The sequence below is a fragment of the Shinella sp. WSC3-e genome (assembly GCF_945994535.1).
Classification (GTDB): domain Bacteria; phylum Pseudomonadota; class Alphaproteobacteria; order Rhizobiales; family Rhizobiaceae; genus Shinella; species Shinella yambaruensis.
Genome location: NZ_OZ000530.1, coordinates 3730113 through 3750914, shown reverse-complemented (window position 1 = coordinate 3750914; position 20802 = coordinate 3730113). Strand labels below are relative to the sequence as shown.

The 20802-nt window shown below is 66.1% G+C and carries 20 protein-coding genes; 11 read left to right on the top strand and 9 right to left on the bottom strand.

From position 1 onward, the window contains the following. Window positions 1-29: 29 nt before the first annotated feature. Complete coding sequence (locus tag AABF56_RS18470; RefSeq protein ID WP_245083205.1) at window positions 30-581, top strand: GNAT family N-acetyltransferase; 552 nt, start codon at window positions 30-32, stop codon at window positions 579-581. Between the two features lie 4 nt (window positions 582-585). Here AABF56_RS18470 and AABF56_RS18465 read toward each other — a convergent pair whose 3' ends face one another. The 3 genes from AABF56_RS18465 to acnA all read right to left on the bottom strand — a co-directional run bounded on the left by AABF56_RS18465 (window position 586) and on the right by acnA (window position 5108). Further along, window positions 586-960, bottom strand: a complete 375-nt coding sequence (locus AABF56_RS18465; protein WP_245083202.1) for a DUF2794 domain-containing protein — start codon at window positions 958-960, stop codon at window positions 586-588. Between the two features lie 408 nt (window positions 961-1368). After that, window positions 1369-2088, bottom strand: coding sequence for a DUF1223 domain-containing protein (locus tag AABF56_RS18460; RefSeq protein ID WP_272807532.1), 720 nt, complete (start codon window positions 2086-2088; stop codon window positions 1369-1371). 326 nt (window positions 2089-2414) lie between these two features. Continuing rightward, the gene (acnA, locus tag AABF56_RS18455; protein WP_272807076.1) at window positions 2415-5108 is read right to left on the bottom strand and encodes an aconitate hydratase AcnA; all 2694 of its coding nucleotides are present in this window, start codon (window positions 5106-5108) and stop codon (window positions 2415-2417) included. A gap of 263 nt (window positions 5109-5371) precedes the next feature. On the opposite strand from acnA, the gene ccmA reads away from it, so the two are divergent. The 5 genes from ccmA (at window position 5372) to AABF56_RS18430 (ending at window position 8294) form a co-directional block, all read left to right on the top strand. Then, on the top strand, window positions 5372-6016 hold the full coding sequence (gene ccmA / locus AABF56_RS18450; RefSeq protein WP_272807075.1) for a heme ABC exporter ATP-binding protein CcmA: 645 nt from the start codon (window positions 5372-5374) through the stop codon (window positions 6014-6016). Next, a complete protein-coding gene (gene ccmB, locus AABF56_RS18445) occupies window positions 6013-6672 on the top strand; it encodes a heme exporter protein CcmB (RefSeq protein ID WP_272807074.1) in 660 nt (219 codons plus the stop codon). Before ccmA ends, ccmB begins: the two co-directional genes overlap by 4 nt. 73 nt (window positions 6673-6745) lie before the next feature. Continuing rightward, entirely contained in the window at window positions 6746-7516 is a 771-nt protein-coding gene (locus AABF56_RS18440; RefSeq protein WP_272807073.1) for a heme ABC transporter permease, read from the top strand. Continuing rightward, entirely contained in the window at window positions 7513-7680 is a 168-nt protein-coding gene (gene ccmD / locus AABF56_RS18435; RefSeq protein ID WP_272807072.1) for a heme exporter protein CcmD, read from the top strand. The genes AABF56_RS18440 and ccmD overlap by 4 nt, the downstream gene beginning before the upstream one ends. Then, the gene (locus AABF56_RS18430) at window positions 7677-8294 is read left to right on the top strand and encodes a DsbE family thiol:disulfide interchange protein (protein WP_272807071.1); all 618 of its coding nucleotides are present in this window, start codon (window positions 7677-7679) and stop codon (window positions 8292-8294) included. The genes ccmD and AABF56_RS18430 overlap by 4 nt, the downstream gene beginning before the upstream one ends. A gap of 43 nt (window positions 8295-8337) precedes the next feature. Here the strand turns inward: AABF56_RS18430 and AABF56_RS18425 are convergent, their stop codons facing one another. Continuing rightward, window positions 8338-10398, bottom strand: coding sequence for a M3 family metallopeptidase (locus AABF56_RS18425; protein ID WP_272807070.1), 2061 nt, complete (start codon window positions 10396-10398; stop codon window positions 8338-8340). Window positions 10399-10788: 390 nt separating this feature from the next. On the opposite strand from AABF56_RS18425, the gene AABF56_RS18420 reads away from it, so the two are divergent. After that, window positions 10789-11907, top strand: coding sequence for a DUF475 domain-containing protein (locus tag AABF56_RS18420; protein WP_272807069.1), 1119 nt, complete (start codon window positions 10789-10791; stop codon window positions 11905-11907). A 178-nt stretch (window positions 11908-12085) separates the two neighbouring features. Here the strand turns inward: AABF56_RS18420 and AABF56_RS18415 are convergent, their stop codons facing one another. The 5 genes from AABF56_RS18415 to AABF56_RS18395 all read right to left on the bottom strand — a co-directional run bounded on the left by AABF56_RS18415 (window position 12086) and on the right by AABF56_RS18395 (window position 16638). Next, window positions 12086-12250: a hypothetical protein gene (locus tag AABF56_RS18415; RefSeq protein ID WP_024270181.1), complete on the bottom strand. Its 165-nt coding sequence runs from the start codon at window positions 12248-12250 to the stop codon at window positions 12086-12088. Window positions 12251-12413: 163 nt separating this feature from the next. After that, window positions 12414-13931, bottom strand: a complete 1518-nt coding sequence (locus AABF56_RS18410) for a tripartite tricarboxylate transporter permease (RefSeq protein WP_244769159.1) — start codon at window positions 13929-13931, stop codon at window positions 12414-12416. Between the two features lie 10 nt (window positions 13932-13941). Then, on the bottom strand, window positions 13942-14427 hold the full coding sequence (locus tag AABF56_RS18405; RefSeq protein WP_272807068.1) for a tripartite tricarboxylate transporter TctB family protein: 486 nt from the start codon (window positions 14425-14427) through the stop codon (window positions 13942-13944). Next, entirely contained in the window at window positions 14424-15368 is a 945-nt protein-coding gene (locus AABF56_RS18400; protein WP_272807067.1) for a Bug family tripartite tricarboxylate transporter substrate binding protein, read from the bottom strand. The genes AABF56_RS18405 and AABF56_RS18400 overlap by 4 nt, the downstream gene beginning before the upstream one ends. Window positions 15369-15585: 217 nt before the next feature. After that, on the bottom strand, window positions 15586-16638 hold the full coding sequence (locus tag AABF56_RS18395) for an ABC transporter substrate-binding protein (RefSeq protein ID WP_244769417.1): 1053 nt from the start codon (window positions 16636-16638) through the stop codon (window positions 15586-15588). A 93-nt stretch (window positions 16639-16731) separates the two neighbouring features. On the opposite strand from AABF56_RS18395, the gene AABF56_RS18390 reads away from it, so the two are divergent. The 4 genes from AABF56_RS18390 (at window position 16732) to AABF56_RS18375 (ending at window position 20796) form a co-directional block, all read left to right on the top strand. Beyond that, a complete protein-coding gene (locus tag AABF56_RS18390) occupies window positions 16732-17406 on the top strand; it encodes a response regulator (RefSeq protein WP_244769162.1) in 675 nt (224 codons plus the stop codon). Beyond that, window positions 17403-18794: a sensor histidine kinase gene (locus AABF56_RS18385; RefSeq protein ID WP_272807066.1), complete on the top strand. Its 1392-nt coding sequence runs from the start codon at window positions 17403-17405 to the stop codon at window positions 18792-18794. The genes AABF56_RS18390 and AABF56_RS18385 overlap by 4 nt, the downstream gene beginning before the upstream one ends. 287 nt (window positions 18795-19081) lie before the next feature. Beyond that, the gene (locus AABF56_RS18380) at window positions 19082-19567 is read left to right on the top strand and encodes a MarR family winged helix-turn-helix transcriptional regulator (RefSeq protein WP_272807065.1); all 486 of its coding nucleotides are present in this window, start codon (window positions 19082-19084) and stop codon (window positions 19565-19567) included. After that, a complete protein-coding gene (locus tag AABF56_RS18375; protein WP_272807064.1) occupies window positions 19564-20796 on the top strand; it encodes a multidrug effflux MFS transporter in 1233 nt (410 codons plus the stop codon). Before AABF56_RS18380 ends, AABF56_RS18375 begins: the two co-directional genes overlap by 4 nt. Window positions 20797-20802: the final 6 nt, after the last annotated feature.

Below are 20802 nucleotides of genomic sequence, written 5' to 3'. Positions count from 1 at the left end.
GAAATCACCTTCGAGACCCTGAGGCTTCCATGAGCTTCATCATCCGCACCGCCGCCCTCGGCGACATCTCCGCCTTCACCGAAATCTACCGCGAATCCGTGCTGAACGGGGTGGCGAGCTACGAGATCGACCCGCCGTCGCTCGACGAGATGGAGGCGCGCTTCAAGGCGATCACCGGCAAGGGCTATCCCTATATCGTCGCGGTGGAGCAGACCGGCCTCATCCTCGGCTACGCCTATGCGTCGGCCTTCCGCACGCGGCCGGCCTATCGCTGGCTGGTCGAGGATTCGGTCTATCTGGCGCCGGAAGCACGCGGCAAGGGCGTCGGCAGGGCGCTGCTGGCCGAACTCATCCGCCGCTGCACGGCGCTCGGCTTCCGGCAGATGGTGGCCGTCATCGGCGGGGCGCATCCGGCCTCCATCGCCGTGCACAGCGCGGCGGGCTTCGCGCATAGCGGCCACATGACGGCGACCGGTTTCAAGCACGGGCGCTGGCTCGATACGGTCTTCATGCAGCGCGCGCTCGGCGAGGGCGCGGAAACCGAGCCGTCCGCCACGGATTTTCCGGGAACGATGGTTTAAGGGTTCACGTCTCGACGAGACGGAGCACCTTGTCGAAGACCTTCAGCACCTGTTTCAGCTCGTGGCCGCGCTTCAGGATGGTGCCGTGCGTGTTGATCACGCTATAGGCGCCCTGCTTGGCGGCAAGCTTCGGGTTCTTCTCGATTCGGTAGAGCGGCATTTCGCCGGAACGCTTGAAGACGGAGAACACCGCCCTGTCGCGCAGGTGGTCGATGGCGTAGTCGCGCCATTCCCCTTCGCCGACCATGCGGCCATAGACCCAGAGGATTGCGTCGAGCTCGCGTCGATGGAAGGTTACCGGCAGCGGATCCTTGCTGTTTCGGTAATCCAGCAGGTCGACCACGACGTTGGAAGCCTGCAAATCCGGCTGGTCGGTCATCGAATCTCCGCGCTTCGTCCATGACGGCTCGATGACAGTGTGCCTGAGCGGTGTCGAAATGCAAGGCGGATGGTCGGCGCGGGCGTTCTCGCAAAAATCCGTCTCGCCGCAATTCAGACAAACAGACGCCCAAATTACAGGAGAGAGTTCGCCGGTCGCAGCTCGTGCCGGCCCGCTGCCTTGTGCGGGAAGCGGCCGGTACGGGAAGCGTCTGTCGAGGTCGCCTTGTATTCCGTTGCCGGCGACTTCGTCCAGGTCCGGTCCGTCTTTCTTCGAACCCTCAAGCCCCAAGCCCCTCGAAGAAGCCGGACCGGACCTCCCCCGGAACGCTCGCGCGTCCCAGGGTGTTCGTTTTCTCCATGCTGTTTCCGCAAGGCCGCCGCAGGCGCTGCACGGGGTGCCGCTATCCTACCGCGGGGCCTTGTGGCCCGTCAGCACCGTCGCGCCCAGGATGGCGCCGGGCGTATCGGCCGTGCGCATGCGCTGGAGCAGCACGGCGCAGCCGCCGGACTTCTTTTTCTTCTTCAGCATGTCGGCAGGCAGCACCAGGTTGGTCTCCTTGCCCTCCCACATGCCGATCGTCTCCATGTCGGTGACGGCGTGCCAGTAGTTCACGGTCTTGCCGCGGTTCTCGCCCTTGTCGATGTTGATCGTACGCTCGCGCTCGAAATAGGCGATGACGATATTGGCCTTGCCTTCGCCAGGGCCGACGCGGATGCGCAATTCATCGTTCTTCACCTCGACATCGACCGGTACTTCGAGGCCCTTCCTCTCGCCGGGCATGGCGCTGATCCGCGAACGGATGCCGGCGATGTCGGCGCCGTTCAAGTGCTCGCGGCCGTTCAACACGGCCTGCGGCGTGTAGACGCCGTTGCGGCCGAACATGCGGGCATAGGCATATTGCCGGTCGGTATTGTCCTTGGAGGCGAGCGTGTCGGCCCAGCCGAGATAGTTCCAGTAGTCGACGTGGTAGGAAAGCGCGACGACCTCGCCCTCGCGTGCCAGCGTCTCCAGCGCCTTGTCGGCGGGCGGACAGGACGAACAGCCCTGGCTGGTGAAAAGCTCGACCACGCCCTTGGGCCGAACGGTCTCCCCGGCATGGGCGGCGTCGATGCCGGCCCCCAGCATCAGCAGGATCGCCAGACAATGCGGTATGTGCGGTCTCGGCATGATCAATTCCAGTGGAGCGCCGGCAAATACCGGCCTTTTGAGCCCGTCATACGCGCTTGCCGCTTCAACAGGAAGTCACGATGGAGTGAGCTTCATAGCTGAGAAAAATGCTCTGGAAAATAGCAATGCCGGGGTTTGCAACCCCGGCATTGGACTGTTGATCACGTCCACCAACCTCCCCTCCGTCATGGTCGGGCTCGACCCGACCATCTACAGCCGCAGGTGCCGCATGGATCCTCGGGTCAAGCCCGAGGATGACGGCGGTGGGTGGGCACTGAAACCGCTCAGGCAGCGAGGTCTCTGAGGACGGTTTGTAGGATGCCGCCGTTGTTCATGTATGTGACCTCGTCGAGGGTGTCGATGCGGCAGAGGAGTGGGACGTCCCTGACGGTTCCGTCGGCATAGGTGATCCTGGCGATCTTCTTCTCGCGCGGCTTGATGTCGCCTTCCAGGCCCTCGATGGTGACGGTCTCGTCGCCCTTGAGGTCGAGGGACGCCCAGGTCGTGCCGTCCTCGAAGACGAAGGGCACGACGCCCATGCCAACGAGGTTGGAGCGGTGGATGCGCTCGAAGGACTGGGCGATCACGGCCTTGACGCCGAGAAGGTTGGTGCCCTTGGCCGCCCAGTCGCGCGAGGAGCCGTTGCCGTATTCGACGCCCGCGAAGATGACGAGCGGAACGCCCTCCTCCTTGTACTTCATCGCCGCGTCGTAGATCGACATCTCCTCCTTGGAGGGATAGTGGATCGTGTAGCCGCCCTCCTTGCCGTTCGGCCCGAGCATGTGGTTGCGGATGCGGATATTGGCGAAGGTGCCGCGCATCATCACCTCATGGTTGCCGCGCCGCGTGCCGTACTGGTTGAAGTCGGCGACGCCGACGCCATGGCCGATCAGGTAGGCACCGGCCGGCGAGGCCGCCTTGATCGAGCCGGCCGGCGAGATGTGGTCGGTGGTGATCTTGTCGCCGAACAGGCCCAGCACCCGCGCGCCCTTGATGTCGGAAAGGCCCGAGCCGGTCCTGCCCATGCCGACGAAGTAGGGCGGGTTCTGCACATAGGTCGACTGGTCGTCCCAGGCATAGGTCTGGCCCGCCGGCACCTGCACGTCCTGCCAGTTGGCGTCGCCCTTGAACACGTCGGCATATTTCGTGGCGTAGAGCTCGCGCGTGACATACTTCATGATGAAGGCCTGGATCTCCTTGGAGGAGGGCCAGATGTCCTTGAGGTAGACCGGCTTGCCGTCCTTGTCCTCGCCGAGCGGCTCGCTCGTCAGGTCCTTCTGCACGGAGCCGGCCAGCGCGTAAGCCACGACGAGCGGCGGGGAGGCGAGGTAGTTCGCCTGCACGTCCGGCGAGATGCGGCCCTCGAAGTTGCGGTTGCCCGACAGGACGCCCGCGGCGATCAGCCCCTTGTCGTTGATCGTCCTGGAGATCGGCGCCGGCAGCGGGCCGGAATTGCCGATGCAGGTCGTGCAGCCGAAGCCGACGAGGTTGAAGCCGAGCGCGTCGAGATCGGCCTGCAGGCCGGACTTGGCAAGGTATTCGCCGACCACCTGCGATCCCGGCGCAAGCGACGTCTTCACCCACGGCTTGGTCTTCAGGCCCCTGGCGACCGCGTTGCGGGCGAGAAGCCCGGCGGCGATCAGCACCGACGGGTTCGACGTGTTGGTGCAGGACGTGATGGCGGCGATCGCCACGTCGCCATGGCCGAGATCGTAGTCCGTGCCCTCGACCGGATAGCGGTTCTCAAGCTGGCCCGGCTTCTTGTAGTCGGCCTCCATCGCGCTCGCAAAGCCCGAGGCGATGTTCTCCAGCGGGATGCGGCCCTCGGGGCGCTTCGGGCCGGCCATGGCCGGAACCACGTCGCCTAGGTCCAGCTCCAGCGTGTCGGTGAAGACGAGGTCGGAGCCGTCGCCGTCACGCCACATCCCTTGAGCCTTCGAATAGGCCTCGACCAGCGCGATGCGCTGTTCTTCGCGACCCGACATGGTGAGGTAGTTGACCGTCTCGGCATCGACCGGGAAGAAGCCGCAGGTCGCGCCGTATTCCGGGCCCATATTGCCGATCGTCGCGCGGTCGGCCAGCGTCATGTTGTCAAGGCCGGGGCCGAAGAACTCGACGAACTTCGACACCACGCCCTTCTTGCGCAGCATCTGCACGACCATCAGCACCAGGTCGGTCGCCGTCACGCCTTCCTTCAATTTGCCCGTCAGCTTGAAGCCGATCACCTCGGGCAGCAGCATGGAGACCGGCTGGCCGAGCATGGCCGCCTCCGCCTCGATGCCGCCGACGCCCCAGCCGAGCACGCCGAGGCCGTTGATCATCGTCGTGTGGCTGTCCGTGCCCACGCACGTATCCGGGTAGGCGATGATCTCGCCGTCTTCGTCCTTGGTCCAAACCGTCTGGCCCAGATATTCCAGATTGACCTGATGACAGATGCCCGTGCCGGGCGGAACGACGCGGAAGTTCTTGAACGCCTGCTGGCCCCATTTGAGGAAGCGGTAGCGCTCGCCGTTGCGCTCGTATTCCAGCTCCACGTTGCGGGCAAAGGCGGTCGGCGTGCCGAACTCGTCGACGATGACCGAATGGTCGATGACGAGGTCGACCGGCACCAGCGGGTTGATCTTCTCCGGATCGCCGCCGAGCGAGACCATCGCATCGCGCATCGCCGCAAGGTCCACCACCGCCGGAACGCCGGTAAAATCCTGCATCAGGACGCGCGCCGGGCGGTAGGCGATCTCGTTCTCGACCGTGCCCTTGTTGGAAAGCCATTCGGCGACCGACAGGATGTGCTCCTTCGTCACCGAGCGGCCGTCCTCGAAGCGCAACAGGTTCTCCAGCAGCACCTTCATCGAATAGGGCAGCTTCGAGACCCCGGCAAGCCCGTTCGCCTCGGCCTTCGGCAGGCTGTAATACACATAGTCGGTGCCGTTCACCGTCAAGGTCGAACGACAATGGAAACTGTCTAGGGATCTGGACACGTTATACCCCGTTCCGTCTGGTCGCCAGAAACTGACGTACGAACGCCCTCGCGCCAAAGCGCCTGTGGGATGCGGGTGCGGCCATTTCCGCTGTCCGTACCCGGAAATCTCTCCCCGTGTTCGGCGCTGAACATCAAATTCACGCCGACCGCTGGCGTGGCGACCGCGTTATAGATAATTTCTAAGAAACGTTCCAGAGTGCCGGCCGGCAATCGGACAATTTTTTGCGTTGCGACCAAGGTCGTAAGGGAAAGTGAAACATCATGCGGCTCGTCGCCGAAGGATTGAGTGCCAAGCGCGGCGAGGACCTGATTTTCCAAGATATTTCCTTCGAAATCGCCGACGGCGAGGCGCTCGTCGTCAAGGGGCCGAACGGCTCCGGCAAGTCCACGCTGCTGCGGGTGCTCGCGGGCCTTCTGCCTGCCGAATCGGGAACGGCGAAACTTCTTGCTGCAGCGCACCCGGTCGAGCGTGTCGGCGAGGCCGCGCATTATCTCGGCCACCGCAATGCGATGAAGCGCGAGCTGACGGTGGAGGAGAATCTCGCCTTCTGGAAGGCCTTCTTCGGCGACTTTGCCGGCGGACAGGGCATGGCGGTCGATGCGGCGGTGGAGGCCGTCGGCCTCGGCGGCATCGCCCACCTGCCGTTCGGCTACCTCTCGGCGGGCCAGCAGCGCCGCATGGCGATGGCCAAGCTGCTCGTCGCCTGGCGGCCGGTCTGGATCCTCGACGAGCCGACGGCGGCGCTCGACATTGCCGCCGAGGAGATGTTTTCCGGCCTCGTCATGGCGCATCTTGCCCGCGGCGGCCTCGCTATTGCCGCGACGCACCAGCCGCTCGGGCTGACGGGGGCGCGGGAATTGCAGATGACCGGGTTCGCGCTGGTCGATGCGGGGAGCTGGGCATGATGTCCCTGCTCCTGCGCGATATCAGACTCTCCGTGCGTGCCGGCGGCGGCGCGCTGATCGGCGTCCTGTTCTTCATGACGGTCGTCGCGGTCATCCCCTTCGGCGTCGGGCCCGACCTCAACCTGCTCTCGCGCATCGGCCCGGCGATCCTTTGGATCGGCGCGCTGCTGGCCGCGCTGCTCGGGCTCGACCGGCTGTTCCAGGCCGAGCGCGAGGACGGATCGCTCGACCTTCTCCTGATGCAGGAGACACCGCTGGTGCTGACCGTGTTCGTCAAGTGCCTGGCGCACTGGATCGCGACCGGCCTGCCGCTCGTCGTCGCCTCGCCGCTGCTCGGGCTGTTCATGAACATGGACGAGGTTGTGATCGGGGCGACGACGCTGACGCTGCTTGCCGGCACGCCGGCGCTCACCTTCATCGGGGCGGCGGGGGCGGGCATTGCCGTGGCGCTGCCGCGTGGCGGCCTGCTCGTGTCGATCCTCGTTCTGCCGCTCGCCATTCCCGTGCTGATCTTCGGCGTCAGCGCAGTCCATGCGGCGATCGAGGATCCGGCGCCCTTCCTGCCGCCCTTCCTCGTCCTCGTCGCGCTCAACCTGTTCTTCGCCGTCATCGGGCCAGTGGCGGCGGCGGCGGCGCTTCGGCTTTCGAGCGACTGACGCGACGAATTGACGGGAATGTGATTGCGGCAGATCAATTGAAGCCGGGGGGCTTCCGCGTTAAAGAACCATCATGAGCGAACCGAGCCTTGCCATCCGCAAATTCAGCGACCTCGCCAACCCGACCCGGTTCCTGGCGCTGGTCGCGATCGTCTGGCCCTATCTTGCCGGGCTGACGCTCTGTCTTTTCGCCGCGGGGCTCTATTTATCCTTCACGACGCTCGGCGACTACCAGCAGGGCGAGACGGTGCGCATCATGTATGTGCATGTGCCGGCGGCCTGGCTTTCCATGATGTGCTACACGGTCATGGCGCTTTCGGCGCTCGGCACGCTCGTCTGGCGCCATCCGCTCGCCGACGTCTCCGCCAAGGCGGCCGCGCCGATCGGCGCCTGCTTCACGCTCGTCGCGCTCATCACCGGCTCGCTCTGGGGCAAGCCGATGTGGGGCACCTGGTGGGTGTGGGATGCGCGGCTCACCTCCGTCTTCGTGCTGTTCCTGATGTATCTCGGCCTGATCGCGCTCAACCGCGCCATGGACGACCCGACGCGGGCGGCCAAGGTCAGCGCCGTGCTGATCCTCGTCGGCTTCGTCAACATCCCGATCATCAAGTTCTCCGTCGAATGGTGGAACACGCTGCACCAGCCGGCCAGCGTCGTGCGGCTCGACGGGCCGACCATCGACCCGGAATTCCTCTGGCCGCTCCTCGTGATGGCGGTCGCCTTCACGCTCCTGTTCTTCACGCTGCACGTCCTTGCCATGCGCAACGAGATCCTGCGCCGGCGCATCGCCGTGCTGCGCCGGCATGCCGCCCGGTCCGCCGGCCGTTCGGGAGATGCGGCATGAGCCATGCCTTCTATGTCACGGCGTCCTATGTCGCCGCCTTCGCCGTCGTAGCGGGCCTCGTCCTCTGGGTCTGGCTGGACCACCGCGCGCGCCACCGCGAGCTGGCGCAGCTCGAAGCGGCGGGCATCCGCCGCCGTTCGGCGCGCGGCGGGGAAAAACCATGAGCAGCACCGACGGCGATGCGCAGAGCGGCGGAAAGCGCACGCGCCTCGCCCTTGCGGCGCTTCCCCTGGCGATCTTCGCGGGCATGGCGGCGATCTTCTTTGCCATGCTGACCGACCCCAACCGCAACACGTCCGAAATCCCCTCCGCGCTGATCGGCACCAAGGCGCCCTACCGCGATCTCGAGCCGCTGGTGGGGGCGATGAAGGACGGCGCGCAGGTGCCGGCGCTGACGGCCGAGAGCGGCAAGGGCAAGCTGACGCTCGTCAATTTCTGGGCGTCCTGGTGCGTGCCCTGCCGGCAGGAGCATCCGGTCATCCTGGCGTTGTCCAGGGACCCGCGTCTCAATGTCGTCGGCGTCAACTACAAGGACGGCAGCGAGAACGCGTTGCGCTTCCTCGGCGAGCTCGGCAATCCCTTCTCCGCCATCGGCCTCGACCCTGTCGGCAAGATGGCGATCGACTGGGGCGTCTACGGCATCCCGGAATCCTACCTCGTCGGGCCGGACGGCACGATCCTCTACAAGAAGGTTGGCCCCTTCGACGACAGGAGCCTCGAGGACGGGCTCTATCCTGCCATCGAAAAGGCGCTCGGCACGCCGGCGCAGGCCGGCTGAGACAGGCCGCCGGCCGGGCCATGGAGCCAGGCCGGAATGGCCCTCAGGCGGCGAGCCCCTTCTTTTCCAACATCGCTTCCGGGCTCGGCAGCTTGCCGCGGAAGGCCTTGTAGGCGTCTTCCGGATCGACCGAGCCGCCGACGGCGTAGATATAGGTCTTCAGCCGCGCGGCCATGGCCGGGTCGAAGGCATCGCCCGTCTCGGTGAAGGCGGCGAAGGCGTCGGCGTCGAGCACTTCCGACCACATGTAGGAATAGTAGCCCGCCGAATAGCCGTCGCCGGAGAAGACGTGCTGGAAATGCGGCGTGGCGTGGCGCATGACGATGGATGCCGGCAGGCCGATCGCCTCCAGCACCTGCTGCTGCACCGCCATCGGGTCCTCGACGGCGCCGCGCGTGTGGAAGGCCATGTCGACCAGGGCGGAGGACGTGAACTCCACCGTCGCAAAACCGGAATTGAAGGTGCGGGCGGCGAGCACCTTGTCGAGCAGCGTTTTGGGCATCGCCTCGCCGGTCTGGTAGTGCACCGCATAGCGCGTCAGGATCTCCGGCACGGTCAGCCAGTGCTCGTAAAGCTGCGAAGGCAGTTCGACGAAATCGCGCGCGACGCCGGTGCCCGAGACCGAGGGATAGGTGACGTCGGAGAGCATGCCGTGCAGGGCATGGCCGAATTCATGGAAGAGCGTGCGCGCATCGTCGAGCGAAAGCAGCGCCGGCTTGCCTTCGGCAGGCTTGGCGAAGTTGCAGACATTGTAGATGATCGGCAGTTCGCCGACCGATCCGTTCTTGAGCGGCAGGCGGTGCTGGCTCTGGTAGGCGCTCATCCACGCGCCCGAGCGCTTGGAGGCGCGGGCGAAGTAGTCGCCGAGGAACATGGCGACGAGCCGGTCGTCGCGGTCGCGAATCTCGAAGACGCGGACATCGGGGTGATAGACCGGCACGCCGGTCTTCTCGACGGCGCGGATGCCGAACAGCCGCCCGGCGACGTCGAAGCAGGCGTCGATGATCTTTTCCAGTTGCAGATAGGGTTTCAGCTCCGCCTCTGAGAAGCTGAACTTCTTCGCGCGCAGCTTTTCGGCGTAATAGCGCCAGTCCCAGGGCATGACCGCGTGGTTGTGGCCTTCCTCCGCGGCGAGGGCGGCGAGCTCCGCCTCTTCCTCGCGCGCCCGCGCCACGGCCTTTTCCCAGACCTGCATGAGAAGGCCGTTCACCGCCTCCGGCGTCTTGGCCATGGTGTTGTCGAGTTTCAGCGCGGCGAAATTCGTATAGCCGAGCAGGCCGGCCTTTTCGGCGCGCAGCGCCAGCGTTTCCCTGACGATGCCGCGATTGTCCGTTTCACCATCGTTCTCGCCGCGTGCCACCCAGGCGCGAAAGGCCTGTTCGCGCAGGTCCCGGCGGGCGGAGAAGGTGAGGAAGGGCTCGATAATCGAGCGCGACAGCGTGACGGCAAAGCGGCCGTTCTCTCCGCGTTCGCGGGCCGCGGCGGCCATGGCGTCCTTCAGGAAGTCCGGCAGGCCGTTAAGCGCATCGCCCTCGTCGAGCAGGAGCGCCCAGTTCTTCTCGTCGGCCAGCACGTTCTGGCCGAATTTCGCGCCGAGCCCGGCCAGCGTCTCGTTGATCGCGGCGAGGCGGTCCTGCTCCGGCTTGGCCAGCCTGGCACCGGACTTGACGAACCCCTTCCAGTGCCGCTCCAGCACGCGGGTCTGTTCCAGCGAGAGGTTCAGCGCCTCGCGGCCCTCCCAGAGCGCGTCGATGCGGGCGAAGAGCGCCGCATTGGTGCCGATCTTCGAATAGTGCCGCGCCATCTTGGGCGCGATGTCGCGCTCCAGGGCCTGGATCGTGTCGTTGGTGTTGGCGCCGGCCCGGCTCCAGAAGAGCGCGGAGACGCGGGAAAGTTCGTCGCCGGCAGTTTCGAGCGCGACGATCGTGTTGTCGAAGGTCGCGGGCTCCGGATTGCCGGCGATGGCGTCGATCTCCGCCTCGTGCGCGGCGAGCGCGGCGGCAAACCCGTCCGCGAAGGCGTCATCCTTCACGAGATCGAAACACGGCAGGCCGTTGAGGCCGGTCCACTCGACGAGGGCGGGATCGATGCGCGTTTCGGTCATGGGGGTCTGGTCCTTTCTGGCAAATCACCGTGCGGCGAATATAGGAATGGAGAAGGGGGTTGGTACAGGGTGGCGGCTTTAAAATACGGAACCGGCGCGCGGCCTGCGGCATTTGTAGGCCAAGCGGCACCCCGCCCCTTGACGCGGACGGCAACTTCGGTGAAAACACCGGATAACCGCGGCCTTGGACATCGGTAGCCGCGGTGAACTTAGGTGCCGGGCCCCTCTGGCGAGAGTTTTACGGCGCTCTCGTGATGTCGGTACCGCCAGCAATCGAGCCGGCGGATTCAAAAACATGAAAATCCTGACAATGCCTGACCCGCATGCCCTTTCCGGTATGCGTTGTTCCCTTTTCCGCAACACCGTGGCTTCCACCCAGGAGGTGCTGTCATGATCGGTAACGGCGAAGGCAAATCCACCCTTTCCTACCTGAAGTGGGCATTCATCTTCACCGCCATCGGCCTGGTGCTCGGCGCCTGGCTCGGCTGGCAGACGACCGGAACGCTCTCCGGCATGGCGACGATCTTCTTCATCTGCGCCGTGCTTGCGGTGCTGGAGATCTCGCTCTCCTTCGACAACGCCATCGTCAACGCGAACAAGCTCAAGGACATGACGCCGGTGTGGCAGCACCGCTTCCTGACCTGGGGCATCATTATCGCCGTCTTCGGCATGCGCATCGTCTTCCCGCTGCTGATCGTGGTGATCGCGGCGCGCATCGGCCCGTTCGAGGCGATCATGCTGGCGGCCCGCGAGCCGGCGGAATATGCCCGCATCATGAACGAGGCGCATCTGCCGATCGCCGCCTTCGGCGGCACCTTCCTGATGATGGTCGGCCTCACCTACTTCTTCAACCATGAGAAGGACGTGCACTGGATCGGCTTCATCGAGAAGCACATGGCTCGCTCGGCCACCGTCAAGGGCATCGAGATCGCCTTCGTGCTGCTCCTGATCCTGGTCTTCTCGAACCTGCTCGAGGGCGAGGAGGCCAATACCTTCGTCTTCTCCGCCATCTACGGCCTCCTGACCTTCCTTGCGGTGGAAGTCGTCGGCGGCCTGCTCGATGCCTCGCAGAAGGCGATGTCGGAAGCGGCCAAGGGCGGCCTCGGCGCCTTCATCTACCTGGAAGTGCTCGATGCCAGCTTCTCCTTCGACGGCGTCATCGGCGCCTTCGCGCTGACGCAGAACCTCTTCGTCATCGCGATCGGCCTCGGCATCGGCGCCATGTATGTGCGCTCGATGACGATCATGCTCGTCGACAAGGGCACGCTTGCCGAATACCGCTACCTGGAGCACGGCGCGTTCTACGCGATCCTGATCCTCTCGGTGGTCATGTATTGCCAGACGCTGGTGCACATCCCGGAAGTCATTACCGGCCTTGGCGGCGCGACGCTGATCGGCATCTCGCTCTGGTCGTCGATCCGCTACAACAAGCGGGAACGCGCGCGGGAAAGCCATGGCGACCTGCACGGCTCCGACCGTGTGGCGGCCCAACTCGGCGAACGCGCCTGAGGCACCATCGGCCGGCCGTTCCGACGGCCGGCTTCCTCGTCTTTACCGTTTTATCCGACGCCGAAGCGAGTTCGCTTCGGCTGGAAATGCTCTAGAAGAAGACGAGGCCCCGAATACAGAAGGCCCGCCGGTCTTGCGACCAGCGGGCCTTTTCGTTCAAGGAATTCTTTCTACGGCGTCAGACGCGCGGAAAGTCGGCAGGGTTGATGCCGAGCGTTCTCAGGTCGCGTTCCTTCGGGCGGCGGTGCCCTTCGACAGCCGCGGCGGCTGCATTGGCAGCGCTCAGTACGGCGAAGGCCCGGCCGAAGAAGCCCTGGGCGAAGGAGTTGCGGAGGGTGGTCATTGGATTGCTCGCTTTCTGTTTTAGCTTACGAGTAGAAGATGATGTCTCGGGCCTCAAAGGACAAGCGACGGAATCTCAGCCCAGCCATGCAACGGACGCAGGCCGGAAACGGGTGTTTCCGGCCTGCGTCCTGTTCGGTCTCGGGAGGGACCGTCGGTAAGGCTCAGTCTTCGTTGGCCGCGAACTGCGAGAGCACTTCGCCCTTGCCGCGGGCGCGCAGGATGAGCGGCACGACGACGGCGAGGATGGCCAGCACGAAGAGCACGGCGGCGATCGGCGACAGGAAGAGCGCGGAGACGTCGCCCTGGCTGATCGCCAGCGCCCGGCGCAGCTGCTGCTCCGCCATCGGCCCGAGGATGAGGCCGACGACGACGGGCGCGATCGGATAGCCGAAGATGCGCATGGCAAAGCCGAGCAGGCCGAAGGCGAGCAGCATGCCGAGCTCGAAGACCGACGGGTTGGCGCCGATCGTGCCGAGCGTCGCGAAGAGCAGGATGCCGGCATAGAGCCAGGGTTTGGGGATCGTCAGCAGCTTCACCCAGAGGCCGATCAGCGGCAGGTTCAAGACCAGCAGCATGAAATTGGCGATGAGCAGGCTGGCGATGAGGCCCCAGACGAGCTGCGGATTGGTCGCGAACAGGAGCGGGCCGGGTTGCAGGCCGTATTGCTGGAAGCCGGCGAGCATGATCGCTGCCGTCGCCGTGGTCGGCAGGCCGAGCGAGAGCAGCGGCACGAGCGTGCCGGCGGCCGACGCATTGTTCGCCGCTTCCGGGCCGGCGACGCCTTCGATGGCGCCCTTGCCGAACTCGTCCTTGTGGCTGGAGAACTGCTTTTCCGTCGAATAGGAGAGGAAGCTGGCGATATCGGCGCCGCCGGCCGGCATGGCGCCGATCGGGAAGCCGATGAAGGTGCCGCGCAGCCACGGTTTCCACGAGCGGGCCCAGTCCTGCGCGCTCATCCAGACCGAGCCCTTCACCGCCTCGACCTTGTCGGGGATGCGGTCGCCCTGGCTGGCGACGTAGAGCGTCTCGCCGATGGCGAACATGGCGACGGCGAGCGTCGTCACCTCGATGCCGTCGAGCAGGTCCGGAATGCCGAAGGAAAGCCGCGCCTGGCCGGTCTGCTGGTCGATGCCGATGACGGCAAGCCCAAGGCCGATGAAGAGGGCGGTTAGGCCGCGCAGCGTCGAATCGCCGAAGGCGGCCGAGACGGTGACGAAGGCGAGCACCATCAGCGCGAAATATTCCCGCGGGCCGAAGGAGAGCGCGAACTTGACCACGAAGGGCGCGATGAAGGCGAGACAGAGCGTGGCAATGAGCCCGGCGACGAAGGAGCCGATCGCCGCCGTTGCGAGCGCGGGACCGCCGCGGCCGGCACGGGCCATCTTGTTGCCCTCGAGCGCGGTGACGACGGAGGCGCTTTCGCCCGGCGTGTTGAGCAGGATCGAGGTCGTCGAGCCGCCATACATGCCGCCATAGTAGATGCCGGCGAACATGATGAGGGAGCCGGCCGGATCGAGCTTGTAGGTGACGGGCAGCAGGAGCGCCACGGTGAGGGCCGGGCCGATGCCGGGCAGAACGCCGACGGCGGTGCCGAGCGTCACGCCGATCAGCGCATAGAGCAGGTTCATCGGCTGGGCGGCGATGGTGACGCCCTGCAGCAGGAATTCGAATGTACCCATCGTCAGCTCCTCAGAAGAACAGGTGTTCCAGCGGCCCGGCGGGCAGCGAGAGTTGCAGGAAGCGGCCGAAGATGATGTAGACGACGAAGCTGAAGGCGATGCCGATCGGCAGCGAGATCCACAGCTTGCGCCGGCCGAAGCCGAAGGCGGTCAGGGCGAAGAGCACGCCCGTCGCAATCGAGAAGCCCGCGGTCTTGAGCAGCAGCATCTGTCCGGCAAGGCCCGCCACGATGAAGACGACCGGCTTGACCTCGATCGGCTCGCGCTCCGGAAAGTCGCCGCGCCAGGCTTCGAAGCCCGTCCAGACGGCGAGCAGGGCAAGGCCGATGGCAACGACATGCGGCACGGTGGCGGGGCCGATGCGGGAATAGTTGCTCATCTCCGCAAGGCGCCCGGCATCCCACCAGATCAAGGCGGCGATGGCGAAGAGGACGGGGGCGATGACCAGCGCCGCCCGGTCGGGGCGGCGCCTTTCGTTGGAGGAGACCCTGCTCATTTGACGAGCCCGATGTCCTTGAGGATGCTTTCCGTCGCGGCGATGTCCTTGCCGAGCTGTTTCTTGAAGGCGTCGCCGGCCAGATAGGTGTTCTGCCAGCCCTTGGTCTTCAGGATGTCCTTCCAGGCGTCGGAATTCGCCGCCTTCTCGATATCGGCGTTGATCGCGGTTACCTGCTCGGCCGAAAGGCCGGGTGCCGCGGCGACCATGCGCCAGTTCTCGACGACGACGTCGAGGCCGCCTTCCTTGATGGTCGGGGCGTCGATGCCGTCCATGCGCTCGGCGCTGGAGATGGCGATCAGGCGCAGCGTGCCGGCCTTCACCTGGGCCTCGAACTCGCCGTAGCCGGAAATGCCGGCCGTCACCTGGTTGCCGAGAATGGCGGCAAGCGCCTCGCCGCCGCCGGAATAGGCGACGTAGTTGATCTTGGTCGGATCGACGCCGGCGGCCTTGGCAATCAGGCCGGCCGTGATGTGGTCCGTGCCGCCGGCCGAGCCGCCGGCCCAGGAAACCGCGCCGGGATCGGCCTTCAGGGCCGTCACGAGGTCGTCCATGGTCTGGATCGGCGAGGCGGCCGGAACGACGATCGCTTCATATTCGCCGGTGAGGCGGGCGATCGGCGTCACGTCGTTGAGCGTCACCGGCGACTGGTTGGTGAGGATCGCGCCGACCATGACGTAACCGCCGACGATGAGGGCGTTCGGGTTGCCGCTGTTCTGGCTGGCGAACTGGGCAAGGCCGATTGTGCCGCCGGCGCCCGGAACGTTCACCACCTGCACGCTGCCGGAGATCTTCTCGTCCTGCAGGACGGTCTGCAGCGAACGGGCCGTCTGGTCCCAGCCGCCGCCCGGGCCGGCCGGGGCGATGATCGTGTAATCGGCGGCAAGCGCCGGAAGCGCCATGGCGCCGGCGATGAGGGATGCCAGGAAGAAGTGTTTCAAGAGTGTATCCTCCGTCAGGCGCGGCTTTGCGCGCATCGTTGCCTCTGGCGGGAGGATGGGCGGCCGGTGGCGGCGCGAACGGCTGTCCGCGGGCGCGATCTCGGCAGAATTCTCCTCCCGGTCTTCCGTCCGCCTCCACGGACGATGAAGAGCCCAAAGGCATCACAGGAAGCTGACATCTACCTGACATTGCGCTGCCGCACGGTCGCGCTTCGCGCTACTGCGTGCGCAGAACCTCGTTCCAGCGGGCGATCAGCCGGGCCCGCTTCACCTGGTCGAGATAGACCATCAGGCCCGGGCTCACCGGTACGGGCTTGAGCTGCGCGCCGAGCAGCGCGCTCATCGTGCGCGCCGTGTTGGTGCCCGACACTTCGGGGCTGACGGCGGCGATCTGCAGTTCGCGGGCCATGATCGTCTGGCCCTCCTTCGACATGAAGAAGGCAAGGTAGCGCCGGCCGAGCTCGGGGGAGGCGGCGGCCTGCGGCACGAGGCCGATGCGCGACATGACGACGGTATAGTCCTTCGGCAGCACGATGCCGACATCGGGATGGCGCGAGGCCCAGTCCGCCGCATAGGAGCCGAGGATGTTGTAGCCGAGCACGAAGCGTCCGTCGGCGACGCGCTCCAGGATGGCCGAGCTGGTGGAATAGAGCTTCACACCCGCAGCCCCCATGGCCTGGATCACCGTCCAGATGTCGCCGAACTGCTCCTGGTCGCGCGCCATGAAGAGGAAGCCGACGCCGGAGCGCTCGATGTCGTAGGTGCCGATGCGGCCGTAGACCGTCTCGCCCTGCCGCTTGAGGTAGTCGACGAACTCGGCGCGCGAGGCCGGCGGCTTTTCGTCCTTGAAGCTCGGCTTGTGGTAGACGAAGACGGCGGGCTCGAAGGTCAGCGCATAGGCGGTGTTGCGCCAGTTGGCCCAGGCCGGCCAGCGGTCGCTCATCGGCAGGTCGCTGCGCTGGGCATAGCCGTCATTGCTGAGCTTGACCTGGAGGTCCATCGCCGAGGAGAAGGCGAAATCGGCGGTCTTCTCCCCCGCGTCCGTCTCGCGCACGATGCGGTCGTAGACCTCGCCGGTCAGCATCTCGTCATAGCGCAGCGCGACATCGGGATTGGCCTGCTGGAAGCCCTCGATCATCGGCCGGGCGAGCGGTTCGTCCAGCGAGGAATAGACGATGAGCACCGGCGCATCCGCATCGCCGTTGCGGGCCGGAAAGAAGGCCGGCTCGGAAAATGCGGGCAGGGGCGCCGCCAGGAGCGCGAGAAGCATGAGGACAAGACGCATGGGGCGACCTTGCCAAAGCGCGAGGCCGTTCACAAGTGCGCCGCCCGCCGTTAAGTTCACGGCGGGAGGACGAACGACGTGCGCATTCTACTGGTCGAGGACAACGAAGCCCTGGCGGATGGCCTCTCCGCCATCCTGAAGGGCACCGGCCATGCGGTGGACGTGGTGCGCGACGGCGCCTCCGCCGATGCCGCCATCACGTCGGAGAGCTTCGATCTCGTCATCCTCGACCTCACGCTGCCCGAGATGGACGGCCTCGACGTGCTGCGCGCCATGCGGGCCCGCCGGAGCAAGGCCGCCGTCCTGATCCTCACCGCCCGCGGCGCGCCGGAGGAGCGGGTGCGCGGCCTCGACCTCGGCGCCGACGACTACATGATAAAACCCTTCGACATCTCGGAATTCGAGGCGCGCGTGCGCATGCTGCTGCGCCGGCAGGCGGGGCTGCGTTCGGCGGCGATCACCTTCGGCGGCGTCGTGCTCGATCTCAACTCGCGCAGCTTTTCCGCCGACGGCGCGCCGCTCGACATTCCCGCCCGTGAACTCGGCCTGCTCGAAATCCTCTTCATGCGCGCCGGAAAGGTGGTCGCCAAGGAAGCGATCATGCAATCGCTCGCCGCCTTCGACGACGACCTCTCGGCCAATGCCATCGAGCAATATGTCAGCCGGCTCCGCAAGAGGCTGGCGCCGCATGGGCTGACCGTGCGCACCGCGCGCGGCATCGGCTACTATCTCGACAAGGCGCCCGCCGCTTGACGCTCCTTCCGGCCTCATCGCTGCGCCGCCGCCTGCTGCTCTGGCTGCTCGTCTCGACGGCGGTGATCGGCACGGTCGCGCTCGTCGATACCTATCACGAGGCCGTCAAGACGGCGAACGAGGTTTCCGACCGGGTGCTGGCCGGGTCGGCGCTGGCGATCGCCGAGCGGGTCGTGGTGACGGAGAACGGCACGCTCGAGGTGGACATTCCCTATGTCGCTTTGGAAATGCTGACCTCGGCCGCGCAGGATCGGGTCTTCTACCGCGTCGACGGACCGCCCGGCCAGTTCATCACCGGCTACCAGACCCTGCCGACGATCCTGGAGACGGCGGGCCAACCGATGGGCTTTGCGGATGCGACCTTCCGCGGCGAGCCGATCCGCATCGCGGTGCTGCAGCGTTCGGCGTCGACCGGCATCAATTCCGTGCCCTTCGCCGTCACCGTCGCCGAGACCACCATCGCCCGCCGCCAGCTGACCCAGACGATCCTGCTGCGGTCGGCGCTGCGCCTTGCCATGATGATCGCGGGGGCCGCCCTCATCGTCTGGATCGCCGTCACCGTGTCGCTCCGGCCGCTCTACAGGCTTAGCGACGCCATCGCCGAGCGCAGCCCGAACGACCTGCACCCGATCGAGCAGCGCGTGCCGAGCGAGGTGCAGGGCCTCGTCGATACCGTCAACTCCTTCATGGTGCGCCTGCAATCGGCGCTCGACGCGCTCCGGCATTTTTCCGGCAATGCCAGCCACCAGCTGCGCACGCCGCTCGCCATCATCCGCACCCAGCTCGCGCTGGCGAGCCGCGCCGGCACGCTGGAGGAGGCGCAGGAGGCCGCCCGCAAGGGTGATGCCGCCGTCGCCCATGCCGAGCGCATCCTCGCCCAGCTCCTGCTGATGGCCAAGATCGATGCCGCCGGCTCCAACGAGCCGCAGAAGACGGCGCCGGTCGATATCGCCGCGCTCGCCCAGCAGCTCACCGCCGACCGCGTGCCCACGGCCGCCGAGGCCGGCATCGATCTCGGCTTCGAGGGAGAGGGGCCTGCCTTCGCCCGCGCCGAGCCGCTGCTTTTTGGCGAGCTCCTGCGCAATCTCCTGGAAAACGCCATCGCCTATGCCGGCAACGGGGCGGAGGTGACGGTTCGCGTGCGCCGCGCCGCGGATGCCGTGCTTCTCGGCGTGGAGGATAACGGTCCCGGCATTCCGCCCGAGCGCCGCGGCCTCGTGCGCCAGCGCTTCTCCCGCGGCGAGCACCGCGATGCGCCGGGCATGGGCCTCGGCCTGCCCATCGTGGAGGAAATCGCCGCCCTGTTCGATGCGACGATGGTGCTGGACAGCGGTGCGGACGGCCGGGGCCTCTGCGTGACGATCCGCTTCCCTGCGGTGGATGGTTAGGACCCTGCTGTCCGGGAATGCGTGCCTTGCCACCGCCCCTCTCCCTGCCTTCTGCTACGGGGAAGGAGTGCCGAGCTTGAAGCAGGGCAGCCATGACGATGCCGAATAGCAGGTCGAGGATTCTGGCTATCCTGTTGAATTTTCAGCATTCCGGTTGTTTTCATCCGAGCGATGCCCGGCAAAATTTGCCTTTTCGCAAGGCAGCCATGCGTTGTGGCCGTAGCTGGGCGGTTGTTCCTTCCGGCAATGCATAGTAAGCTACACTTACAATAAGCCAGAAAGCGAACATGTCCTCTCGACCCGATCCCGACGCCCTCGGTTTCGTCCTCATCGACGTTGCCCGCATGCTGCGCAGCGCCTTCGAGCGCCGCATCGCCACCGCCGGTCTCGGCCTCACGCCGGGCGAGGCGCGCACCCTCGTGCGCATCGCCACGCTGGAGGGCAGCCGCCAGCTCGACATCGCCCAGCGCATGGGCATCGAGCCGATGACGCTCTCGACCTATCTCGACCGCCTGCAGAGCCTCGGCTACATCGAGCGCCGCCCCGACCCGGCTGATCGCCGGGCCAAGCAGATCTTCACCACGCCGACCGCGGGCGCTCTCATCGCCAGTATCCGCACCGAGCAGATCGAGCTGATGGAGCATGTGACGAGCGGTATCGGCCCGGAGGAGCTGGAACTGATGCGCGACCGGCTGAAGCGGCTGCGCGCGAATCTCTGCGCCCTCGAGGAAGACGGCGCCGAACCCGCGCTGGCAAAGGAAGCCGGTCGATGACGACGCCGCGCATGAGCGAGCGCCGCACCAGCATCATCGCCGCCTTTCTCGTCGCGCTCGGCCCCGTTTCCATGGCGCTCTATACGCCGGCCATGCCTGAGCTGGTGCGCGCCTTCTCCTCGACGGAATCGGCGATCAAGCTGACGCTTTCGCTCTATTTCGCCGGTTTCGCGCTGTCGCAGCTCGTCTCCGGCACCATGTCGGACGTGCTCGGCCGGCGGAAGACCACGCTGATCTTCATGAGCGTCTATCTCGCCGGCAGCCTGATGGCGGCCTTCGCGCCGAGCGTCGGCATGCTCCTGGCCGGCCGTCTCGTGCAGGGCATCGGCGCGTCGGTCGGTATGACCGTCTCGCGCGCCATCGTGCGCGACCAGTTCACCGGCACCGAGGCTGCCCGCATCATGAACATGGTCGGCATGATGCTCGCCGTCGGCCCGGCCGTCTCGCCGACGCTCGGCGGTTTCGCGCTCGGCCTGTTCGGCTGGCAGTCGATCTTCTTCCTGATGGTGGGCTTTGCGCTGGCGGCCTGCGGCGCGGTCTATTTCTTTATGGCGGAGACCACGGTGCCGGATCCGGCGAAGGGACGCATCGGCCCGATCATTGCGGGTTACGCAGCGCTTGCCACGAGCCGCCGCTTCGTTTCCGCCACGCTCGTCATGGCCGGCGCGGTCGGGGCGCTCTACGGCCAGGCGACCATGCTGCCCTTCGTCCTGATCGGCACGGTCGGCCTGACGCCGACGGAGTTCGGCGTCGGCATGCTCATGCAGTCGGGTTTCTTCTTCGCCGGCACGGTCTGCGTGCGCCTTCTGTTGCGCACGGTCGCGCCCGCCCGGATCGTGCTGCCCGGCCTTTGCTTCATCGGCTTTGCCAGCATTTTGATCGCGCTCACGTCGCATCTGCTGACGCCGAGCTTCCTCAGCGTCATGGGGCCGGTCGGCATCTATGCCTTCGGCATCTATGCCTTCGGCATCGCCTTCGTCATGCCCTATATGATGACGGCTGCCATGGAGCCCTTCCCCGAGATCGCCGGTTCGGCTTCCGCGGCCATGGGCTTCATCCAGATGGGGGCCGGCTTTCTTGCGGGCCTGCTTGCCGCCGCCATCGGCATGCCGCTCTTCGCCTTCGGCACCATCATTCCCGCCATGGGCCTGGTGGGGATCCTTGCCTACGCCTGGTATCGCGCGATCTGCAGCCGCGATGCGCAGCTTGCCGCCGAGCCGGCAGAGTAACGCCTG

Coding starts and splice junctions, on each gene's coding strand:
- AABF56_RS18430 (WP_272807071.1), top strand. CDS start 7,677: ATGAGCAGCACCGACGGCGATGCGCAGAGCGGCGGAAAGCGCACGCGC.
- AABF56_RS18415 (WP_024270181.1), bottom strand. CDS start 12,250: ATGACCACCCTCCGCAACTCCTTCGCCCAGGGCTTCTTCGGCCGGGCC.
- AABF56_RS18405 (WP_272807068.1), bottom strand. CDS start 14,427: ATGAGCAGGGTCTCCTCCAACGAAAGGCGCCGCCCCGACCGGGCGGCG.
- AABF56_RS18440 (WP_272807073.1), top strand. CDS start 6,746: ATGAGCGAACCGAGCCTTGCCATCCGCAAATTCAGCGACCTCGCCAAC.
- AABF56_RS18470 (WP_245083205.1), top strand. CDS start 30: ATGAGCTTCATCATCCGCACCGCCGCCCTCGGCGACATCTCCGCCTTC.
- AABF56_RS18465 (WP_245083202.1), bottom strand. CDS start 960: ATGACCGACCAGCCGGATTTGCAGGCTTCCAACGTCGTGGTCGACCTG.
- ccmB (WP_272807074.1), top strand. CDS start 6,013: ATGATGTCCCTGCTCCTGCGCGATATCAGACTCTCCGTGCGTGCCGGC.
- AABF56_RS18410 (WP_244769159.1), bottom strand. CDS start 13,931: ATGGGTACATTCGAATTCCTGCTGCAGGGCGTCACCATCGCCGCCCAG.
- AABF56_RS18380 (WP_272807065.1), top strand. CDS start 19,082: ATGTCCTCTCGACCCGATCCCGACGCCCTCGGTTTCGTCCTCATCGAC.
- AABF56_RS18395 (WP_244769417.1), bottom strand. CDS start 16,638: ATGCTTCTCGCGCTCCTGGCGGCGCCCCTGCCCGCATTTTCCGAGCCG.
- ccmD (WP_272807072.1), top strand. CDS start 7,513: ATGAGCCATGCCTTCTATGTCACGGCGTCCTATGTCGCCGCCTTCGCC.
- AABF56_RS18420 (WP_272807069.1), top strand. CDS start 10,789: ATGATCGGTAACGGCGAAGGCAAATCCACCCTTTCCTACCTGAAGTGG.
- AABF56_RS18460 (WP_272807532.1), bottom strand. CDS start 2,088: ATGCTGGGGGCCGGCATCGACGCCGCCCATGCCGGGGAGACCGTTCGG.
- AABF56_RS18375 (WP_272807064.1), top strand. CDS start 19,564: ATGACGACGCCGCGCATGAGCGAGCGCCGCACCAGCATCATCGCCGCC.
- AABF56_RS18425 (WP_272807070.1), bottom strand. CDS start 10,398: ATGACCGAAACGCGCATCGATCCCGCCCTCGTCGAGTGGACCGGCCTC.
- ccmA (WP_272807075.1), top strand. CDS start 5,372: ATGCGGCTCGTCGCCGAAGGATTGAGTGCCAAGCGCGGCGAGGACCTG.